This is a genomic window from Paenibacillus sp. P4_A7, from assembly GCF_056402455.1.
In genome coordinates, this window is the sequence record NZ_JBFUHJ010000922.1 from 1 (window position 1) to 599 (window position 599).

General features: G+C 41.9%; 1 protein-coding gene. It reads left to right on the top strand.

The features are described from left to right. The coding region (locus AC1DWN_RS34965) for an MFS transporter (RefSeq protein WP_477563378.1) at positions 1-599 on the top strand (599 nt) is incomplete at both ends.

Genomic DNA, 599 nt, shown 5'->3' on the forward strand with positions numbered 1-599 from the left:
GATCTATCCGTACCTATGGCGCATTGGGTTATGCAGTAGCATCGCTGCTTACTGGTTATGTTATTTCTTATTATGGTGCACACAGTTTGGCATACCTTTTTGTCGTCATTGGGCTCATTAGTTTTGTTATAGGTTGGAAGATGCCTAATGCGCCTGTTACCGGTAAACCCGTTACATTAAGCAGCCTCAAGCATTTTATAAGCAATAAAGAGACGCTCTTGTTTTTACTGCTGGTATTTATCTGTTCCGTTCCTGCGAGAATGAATGATACTTTCCTTGGCGTTTATATCCGGGAGCTTGGTGGAAGCACTGAATTAGTAGGGCAAGCCTTTTTTCTCGCGGCAGGCAGTGAGATAATCGTTTTTGCTCTGAGTTTCTGGTGGATGCGTAAAGGGAAAGAATTACTGACTATTTCGTTTGCAGCTGTTTTTTATTTCCTTCGTTTTTTCATTTCAGCTTGGATTACCGATCCTCATTTGTTGGCGTATTTACAAATACTACAGCTGTTGACTTTTCCTATTTTCTACTCGGCTGCTATTCAATATTTGTATCGCATTGTACCAGCGGAGTGGCGTGCTACAGGTCAAACGGTACTAGCA